General features: G+C 47.5%; 6 protein-coding genes. 2 read left to right on the plus strand and 4 right to left on the minus strand.

Translation table 11 applies throughout. The features are described 5' to 3' along the window. Window positions 1–14 precede the first annotated feature (14 nt). From JGK11_RS11805 to JGK11_RS11815, 3 genes are all read right to left on the minus strand, one after another. Entirely contained in the window at window positions 15–1,427 is a 1,413-nt protein-coding gene (locus JGK11_RS11805; RefSeq protein ID WP_293183314.1) for an ABC transporter ATP-binding protein, read from the minus strand. A 308-nt stretch (window positions 1,428–1,735) separates the two neighbouring features. Next, a complete protein-coding gene (locus JGK11_RS11810) occupies window positions 1,736–2,542 on the minus strand; it encodes an ABC transporter permease (RefSeq protein WP_293190518.1) in 807 nt (268 codons plus the stop codon). 326 nt (window positions 2,543–2,868) lie between these two features. Next, window positions 2,869–3,408, minus strand: a complete 540-nt coding sequence (locus tag JGK11_RS11815; protein WP_293183312.1) for a hypothetical protein — start codon at window positions 3,406–3,408, stop codon at window positions 2,869–2,871. A gap of 71 nt (window positions 3,409–3,479) precedes the next feature. Here JGK11_RS11815 and ruvB point away from each other — a divergent pair, with 71 nt between their 5' ends. After that, a complete protein-coding gene (gene ruvB, locus JGK11_RS11820) occupies window positions 3,480–4,580 on the plus strand; it encodes a Holliday junction branch migration DNA helicase RuvB (protein WP_293196652.1) in 1,101 nt (366 codons plus the stop codon). Between the two features lie 575 nt (window positions 4,581–5,155). Here ruvB and JGK11_RS11825 read toward each other — a convergent pair. Beyond that, on the minus strand, window positions 5,156–6,628 hold the full coding sequence (locus JGK11_RS11825) for a TAXI family TRAP transporter solute-binding subunit (RefSeq protein WP_293183308.1): 1,473 nt from the start codon (window positions 6,626–6,628) through the stop codon (window positions 5,156–5,158). A gap of 12 nt (window positions 6,629–6,640) precedes the next feature. Here JGK11_RS11825 and recN point away from each other — a divergent pair, with 12 nt between their 5' ends. Next, complete coding sequence (gene recN / locus JGK11_RS11830; RefSeq protein ID WP_293211783.1) at window positions 6,641–8,398, plus strand: DNA repair protein RecN; 1,758 nt, start codon at window positions 6,641–6,643, stop codon at window positions 8,396–8,398. Window positions 8,399–8,855 lie beyond the last annotated feature (457 nt).

Below are 8,855 nucleotides of genomic sequence, written 5' to 3' on the forward strand. Positions count from 1 at the left end.
GTTTTCACAGAATTTTAGATGACTTCGGTTGACGCCTTTTTCACCAGAGAATCAGAATTAACAACAGTTAAACACGGTTCGATCAGCAAGTCAACGATGCCGTTACCGCAGGACTCAGTACAAGACTGAACTCTAAACATCGCCACATCAACGCAGCGATCCAGATAAGTTAAATCCTCATCTACCGTTCCCACAACCCCCGCATTCAAAAAATAAACCCCAGGATTTAGCAAACATTTAAACTGAAACTTCACGACAATTGTCGTTCCCGCTTCCACATATCTAACGGACTGACTGGAAGCCTTTAAAGAAGCACCAGCTAACTCAAAACCGCTAATCGTTTTAATCAACATTCCAAACCTCACCTTGGAAGTTGACCGCGAGAAAGTGACAGAGTAAGTGTAAACATAATCTTGACGACCAATCAAGTGATTTACCACAGTTCCCGAGCGTGTCTCGATGTGGGGGTTGATAATTTCCGCTCCACGAGACGGATACCTCACCGTATTCGACGGTATCATCCCCGGATCGTAAAATTCATCATAATGTTCCTGGGATTTCGAGTGATATTGCTCGGGTTTCACCTCCGTCTTTGTGCTTTCTAAATTAGCATCCTGAAGATTGTTGTCACTTTCTTGCTTTGTGAGTTGATTTAGCGATCGAATATCTGACTTCAGCCCCAACACTTTATCTGGATCTGCATATATCAACTTTTGATACTTAGAAATTACCACCTTCGGCGTGTGAGCGAGCAGCAATTCTCCGCTATCCATTAAAATTGCTGACGTACAAAGTTGCACCACCGAAGTAGCAGCGTGAGAGACAAATAAAATCGTGCCGCCACCTTCTTGAATGCTTTGCAAGCGGGCAAAACACTTGCGCTGAAAAGCTTCGTCGCCTACCGAAAGTGCTTCGTCAACCACCAAAATATCCGGTTCGACGCTAGTCGCAACAGCAAAAGCCAGCCTGACAAACATACCGCTGGAATAAGTTTTGACTGGCTGTTCGATGAAATCTCCAATATCAGCAAAAGCAGCTATTTCGTCAAACTTTGCTTCAGTTTCTTTTTGACTGAATCCCAGTATTTGAGCGTTGAAGAATACATTTTGCCGCCCGGTAAATTCCGGGTTAAATCCGCTTCCAAGTTCCAACAAAGCGGAAATTCGTCCTTTCACATCCACGCTGCCGGTGGTGGGCGTCAGCGTCCCCACAATTATTTGCAAAAGAGTGCTTTTTCCCGAACCGTTGCGGCCGACAATTCCTAGAGTTTGTCCTTGAGGAATTTCCAGATTGATGTCGTGGAGAGCCCAAAATTCGTCAGCGAGTTTTTTGCTGGGGTAAATAATTTCTTTTAAGCGGTCTCCTGGACGATCGTATCGCTTAAAGCATTTAGAAACATTTTTTAGTGAAATTACATTTTCTGTCATCCGATTTTAGATTTTAGATTTTAGATTTTAGATTGATATTATGTCCGATCTCACTAAAAATAGGTTTGTAGTGAGGACTTTAGTCCTCAGATTTTTATGAGGAATGCGAGTCCTCACTACAAACCTTTATTGGAATTTTAGATTTTAGATTGACTTGCGATCTCAAATAAGTTTACCAGGAGAAATTGGTTTAAAGCCGGAACCCTTGTAGGGAGAAATCAAAAAAAGACGATTCATTACTCGAATCCTCGGACTTCCAGGTAGAGGTCGCCCTCAACTGTCAACTGTCAACTGTCAACTGTCAACTGTCAAAGCACGTCAGCAAAAGCGGGGCGCAAACGGCGGTAAACTGCAAAACCTGCACAAAATATAGCAGCAGAAATCAGGGTGGCGACACCCCATTCACCCCAATGCTTGACTTCTCCAAGCAGTATCAGATCTCGGTAAATCTCGGAGATGGCGGCCATTGGATTGAGCCAAAATATCCACGCTCGCCATTCTTCGGGGATGATTGATGCTGGATAGACGATCGGCGTCAAATAAAACCAAAAATTTAGAATAACACCTAATGTCTGAGGAATGTCTCGCAAAAACACTGTCAAGCCCGCTGTCAAATATCCCAAGCCCGCTGTTAGCAGCAACTGAGGCGCCCAAACCAGTGGCAGCAAGCATAAAGTAGCGTTGAGCTTTTGCGTGGACACTGCTACGATCAGAATCAAAGCTGCTAAACCGAGAGAACTTTCAATAAAAGCGGTCAAAATCGGCACTAGCGGCAGCAAACCGAGGGGAAATACCACTTTTTTGACTAAATTTGGCTGCCCAACCACGGATACTCCCGATTTAATCAAACCGCTGGTGAAGGCACTCCAAGGCAATAAACCTGCAAACAGCCAGACTCCAAAGGTAATGTCACTGTTTTCGGGGAACCCTGCAAGTTGGAGCTTGACCTTGAGGACGATCGAGAATACATAAGTGTAAATCACCAATTGCGATAGCTGATTCAGCAGCGGCCACAAATTGCCCAGAATCGAACCTTTGTATTGAGCTTCCAAGTCCCGGCGCACCAATGTTGTCAGTAGATGCAGCTTCGTCCACCGTTGGCTGCTTGCGGGCATCCTGCCGCGAGCCGATCGGGCTTTTTGGGCAACTCCTTTCACCGTTCTCAGCAATTTTTTCGCCCTCGTTCACTAACCTTCACACCTAAATCAACTCCAGCTACGATTGTGCAGCTTTTGCTAAACCGCAATTATTCCACAGCCCCGCCGCTTTGATCAAGCATCTGCTGGCAAAGATCGGACTCGGCGGTTGAAACCGCGTCTAGACAAACGAAGTCTGCCTCCGCAGACTGAAGAAAATAAGAGACAAAATTGCAAAAGTCCTTTTAATCAATTTTTTGAGCGGGACTGTAGCCCATCCTAGCTATTTTTGCTAGAGGTCTACTTTACCCGATCGCCTGACTCACTGCTGAACGTATCGCCAGTTTTTGCTCGTCGTCGTAGCCCCACCGTTCAAAAAATTCCTCGTACTCGCCGCTAGCATTCTGCAAACTTTCCAGCATTTCGGACGCTACAGCTTTACAGGCGGGCATTTGCAGGATTTGAATCAAATTGTGCGATCGCCCCTGCACTCTAGCAGAACCCGCGGCTCTTTCCTCGCTTTGATGGCGCGAATGATAGACAACCATCGCCGACGACATCGCTAAATTTTTCACCAGCAGTTCTGCTACGATCTCAGGAGCCGATCGCAGCGCCTCGATAACTCCGGGTGAAGGCCGGTCTGCCACCTGTCCCTCGTCCGTCAGATAAGTAACAAAAAAACCCCGAGCACCGTTCTTAGTTTTCACCAGAGAGGCCACTGCTTGCTCGATCTGGGCCTCTGAAAGTCGTGAACCCTCAATTTGGGGCAATAAAGATTGAGTCAGCTCGATCGCCCCCTCAAAAGTTATGCTTTCCGACGCTAATAAAGAAGATGGAATACTCATAGCGAACTCAATACTGGTAATGATTCCGCTCACAATTGTAAACAATTCCCATTGCCCGATCGCAAATAACTATGGCAATTATCTCCTCCAAACAACAACCACCCGACCCAAATCTACCCGAAGACATAGCCCCGGCACCCCGGAAAAAAGCCGCCAAACCCGAGACGGAATCGCTACTAGAATCGCAAGAACTACCCGACGAAATCAACAGCAAACAAGAAGACAAAATCCGGCCCCAGCGGTTAGCTGAATATATCGGGCAAAAAGACTTGAGAGAAGTTTTGGCGATCGCAATTGCAGCAGCCAAATCCCGCGGCGAACCGATGGATCACCTGTTACTCTACGGCCCGCCGGGATTGGGCAAAACCACAATGTCGCTAATTCTAGCCGCAGAAATGGAAGTAGAATGCAAAATCACCACAGCCCCAGCCCTAGAAAAACCGCGAGATATTGTCGGATTGCTAATCAACCTGAAAGCAGGCGACGTGCTGTTTATCGACGAAATTCACCGATTATCGAAAGTTACAGAAGAAATCCTGTATCCGGCGATGGAAGACTGCCGCTTAGATATTACGATCGGTCAAGGAAAAAGCGCCAAAATCCGCAGCATTCCGCTGAAACCCTTTACCTTAGTAGGCGCCACCACCAAAGTTGGGTCACTGACATCTCCATTGCGCGATCGCTTCGGCTTGATCCAAAGACTGCGATATTACGAAATAGACGAACTTAGTCTAATTGTCCAAAGAACCGCCCAAGTTCTTGACACTCAAATCACCCCAGAAGGAGCCGAAGAAATTGCCCGCCGCGCTCGCGGAACACCCCGGATTGCCAACCGTTTGCTGCGCCGAGTCAGAGACTACAGCGAAGTCAAAAATTTAAAGCCAATCAACGCCGAAGTTGCCTCCGTCGCCCTCGAATTGTTCAACGTCGATCCGCTAGGTTTGGATTGGACAGATCGGTCTCTTTTGACAGCAATGATCGAAAACTTTAACGGCGGCCCCGTGGGTTTAGAAACCCTCGCAGCTTCTACAGGAGAAGACACTCAAACAATTGAGGATGTGTACGAACCTTATTTAATGCAAATCGGATTTTTGCAGCGAACAAGTCGGGGTAGAATTGCCACAGCCGCTGCTTGGAAACACCTAGGTTTTGTCTCACCTAAATTATTGTAGGGTGCGTTAGATGGAGCGTGCTTAAATAATTGCGATGGAACAGTCGTAGGGTGCGTCGCCCTCGAAAATTCCCAAAGAAATATCGATAATCTTACAGCGACGCACCTGACAAACAGCGCTACAGTGCATCAGGAAAGGCAATTCTCAATCATCACTGAAAATTCTATCACAAAGCCCTGCACGAAACTCGTCATGTTGTTGATTGATACATTATATCGTTTCCGGTTGCATCGGTATTCTTTAAACCGTAAACAATTAACAGTCAACAGTTAACATTCAACATCACCTGACAGTACAACCGAAATTGATATAACTTGCTATCTAACAAATTTTAAGAGGGCTCGCATCCCAACAACATACCTTTCTTAGTACGTAGTTGCGATGCAAGCGCTCTTGGGGCCCAAGCCCAACAACATACCTTTCTTGGTACGTAGTTGCGCTTCAGCGCTCTTGGGGCTCGCATCCCAACAACATACCTTTCTTGGTACGTAGTTGCGATGCAAGCGCTCTTGGGGCTCGCATCCCAACAACATACCTCATCTTTTTGGTAAAGGCTATATGTCTATCACAATCAATTACACACTATCCGAAGCCAGACGCAACTCCCGCAACATCTTTTCTCGCTCGCGCGCAATTCTTATAGCAGTTTCCCAAGTAAAAGTAAAAGATTGAAAAGAATCAGAATCAATCCGATCTTCGTCCAAATCTACAATCACCTGGTTAAAAATCTCAAATAACTCTTCTTGCAAGAAATGAATTTCATGCGAAGTTTTCGCTTGACGAATTTTTTGAATCAAACTTAAAATCGCCAAATTAAACTGATCGGCTTGATTTTTTTGTTTTTCTACAAAGCGCGAGCGCAACTGCCAAACCCAAGAGGCGAAAAGCGTTCCGATAGATAAATATAAAGCCATAAGATCGGAATTAGCAGCCCAAAAATCCGGCTTTTCGCGATCGTAATAAGCCTGAGCGCCCTCATGTAGGGGCAAAGCCAAACCCCCATTTCCTCCAGGCTGACTAATCATTGCCGCCAGCGAATTAGCAGCTACCAAATTGCGGCGGTACTCGAACACAATCCGCGTAATTTCCCGCACGATCTCCGGATCGACATCCTTCCGGGCCAACAGAGTAGCCTGCACTCCCACGGTCGCCAAATCTGCATCGGGAACAGCCGGATCGGCTTTGTAAGTACCCTTAGGAATCATATCGGCTTCCAAATAAGGCAACTTTATTTTCATGGCAGATCCTTGGTCGATCTGTACTAGCTTTCCCTGCGTATTTTGCAGCAAGTTTCTAACCAGATCGCTGCCGGGAGGCAGTACCCTGAAAATAGCATCAACCTCGCCATTACTAAATAATTTACTAGCCTCTGTCCAAGAATTTGGAGTAAACATAAAATCGGTTTCTTTTAAACCATAATGTTCGCTCATCAACCAAAAAGAACTGTAAGAACCACTGCCTCTTGCCATCAGTGCAATATGTTTGCCTTTTAAATCCGAAATACTTTTAATTCCCGACTGTTCGGAAACAATTAAATGAAAAACTTCCTTAAACAACGAAGCTATTACCCGAGCAGAAGGTACCGCAGCCGTATCGTTTTGTACGATCGCTAACTGAGCCTCATTCGACTCAAGCTTCCGCATATTTTCCTCAGCACCTTGAGTTTCAATAACTTGAATGCGGATGCGCGGATTGTGTTTCACGACGACATCAGCAAGTGCCTGTCCGAAAGGGTAATAATTCCCAGTTTTTGTTCCCGTGGCCAGTGTTAATTGATAGACTCGCTCCTTGTCTTGGTGAAGCTTCCAGCCAAAAGCTCCAATCAGGACAAAGCTTAAGAGAGCAACGGGCAGCAGTAATTTACTTTGCATTGATGTTGAGACTCGATCGATAATGGCAAAATTACAAGTATTGTAGTTGAAAATCAAAAGAAGACTCGGGAAATTCGACGCGCCCGATAGGGGAGGAGTCAATGCCCTGCGCGGGCCCCATTCCCAATGCCCCATTCCCCATTCCCTATGCCCAATTCCCCATTCCCAATTCCCCATTCCCAATTCCCCATGTTACTATCCCTCAGAATAGAAAACTTTGCCCTAATTGACCGCCTGGATCTAGACTTTGGCCCGAGTTTGAACGTATTTACAGGGGAAACCGGGGCTGGAAAATCGATTATCTTAGATGCGATCGATGTAGTTTTGGGCGGGAAAGTCGATCGCCGATCGATTCGCACCGGAGCAACGCGGGCAATATTGGAAGCTACCTTTGAATTAGACTCATCCGCCACCAAGTGGCTCTTCGAGCAAGAAATCGAACCCATAGATGGCAATTTAGCCGTTTGCAGCCGGGAAATTAACGTATCTAGCGGTGCTTTGCGGAGTCGATCGCGTTTGAACGGAATTCTCGTCAACCGCCAGTTAATGGAGCAACTGCGCGATCGGCTTGTGGAAATTACGGCCCAAGGCCAAACCGTCCACCTCGGCCAAGAAACTCTCCAGCGAGAATGGCTGGATTTGTACGGTGGTAAAAAACTCACTCAAGCGCGATCGACAACCAGCACCGCGTGGCTGGGGGCTGCCAGCGCCAAAACAGCCCTCAACCGCAGGCGTCAGTCGGAACAACAGCGGCTGCAAAGACTGGATTTATTAGAATACCAAGTCCGAGAACTTAGCGAAGCCCACATCGAAGACGGCGGGGAACTCGAACAGCTAGAACAAGAATCAATCCGCCTCGGCCACGTCGTCGAATTGCAGCAGCAGAGTTACCGAGTTCACCAGGCCCTTTACCAAAACGACGGCGATAGCGCCTCAGCCGCCGACTTGTTGAGCAAAGCCGAGGAAATTTTAAACGACATGGTAGTCTACGATGTCCAGTTGCAACCAATTTTAGAAATGGTCAGCGACGCCCTAGCTCAAGCCACAGAAGCCAGCAGCCAAATTAGCAGCTACGGCGAACAATTAGAAGCAGATCCCGAAAGACTCGAAGAAGTAGAAGATCGGATTCGCGAACTCAAACAAATTTGCCGCAAATACGGGCAGCTCTCAGAAGCGATCGCCTACTACCACAGCATCCAAAACGAACTAAACGAACTTTTAGAAGGAGGCGAGTCAATGGAAGCCTTAGAACTCGCATATCAGACTGCTCTAGAGCAATTAAAAGACGCTTGCAGCCACCTCACCATCCTGCGGCGCTCCGCAGCCCTGAAACTCGAAACCCACCTCGTGGGAGAACTTAAGCCCTTAGCTATGGAAAAAGTCCAATTTCAAGTCGAGATCTCGCCCTGTAGCCCAACCGCCACCGGTGCTGACCAAATTGCCTTTTGTTTCAGCCCCAACCCGGGGGAACCGCTGCAACCTTTAGGGGCGATCGCCTCCGGGGGAGAAATGAGCCGCTTTCTACTCGCCATCAAAGCCTGTTTTTCCCAAATTGAAAGCGCCGGAACCCTAATTTTTGACGAAATCGATGCCGGAGTCTCCGGGAGAGTCGCCGGTGCGATCGCCAAAAAGCTCTATCAACTCTCCGACAAACACCAAGTTTTGTGCGTCACCCACCAGCCGCTAATCGCCGCGATGGCTGATTGTCATTTTCGCGTCAACAAACAGACGATCGCAGCAGAATCAAGTATCGGCGAAGCAGCCAACACCGAACCGGGCGAACGAACTGTAGTCAGAGTTGCAGTCCTCAACAGCCAGCAGCGCCGGGAAGAGCTCGCCCAACTCGCCAGCGGTCGATCGGCCCATGAGGCGATCGCCTTTGCCGAATCACTACTCGTCGAAGCCGCCGGATTGCGCCAAAGTCAGTCGGCCAAACCCTCAAAGTAGCAGCATTGCTCCCGAATCGCCAATCAAAAATAGTCTTGTCAGTAAATCCACCTAAACTTAACGTAAAATATGAATCGCGATCGAGCTTGCTGTGTATGTCTTCTGACTTCATCGCGATAGATAACGAAAGTCTTCTTGCTCTTCCTTTTACTCACCGTTCCGAGTCTCCCAAACGGTTTGAAGGAAATATGGAGATTTAAAAAACCAGTTTCAATGCCCAAAACTGCAAAAAAACTGCAACTGACAACCGACGATCGAACGGCGTCAAACTCAGTTCTTCAAAGCCTAATCTGATCCTCCAGGCGATCGGGGGGTCAAAAGGCGGACTTTTTTTCCGAGTCGGAGGTTACACTGAAAATGACCGAAAAACGAGGCGCAAGCCCCGTCCTTTTAAGGCTGGGGTCTAGCCGATTAGCGACTTCAGTCGCCTTGGAGCGAGTGCGCGGCTTCAGCCACA

Source organism: Microcoleus sp. PH2017_34_RAT_O_A (genome assembly GCF_020737885.1).
Taxonomy (GTDB): domain Bacteria; phylum Cyanobacteriota; class Cyanobacteriia; order Cyanobacteriales; family Microcoleaceae; genus Microcoleus.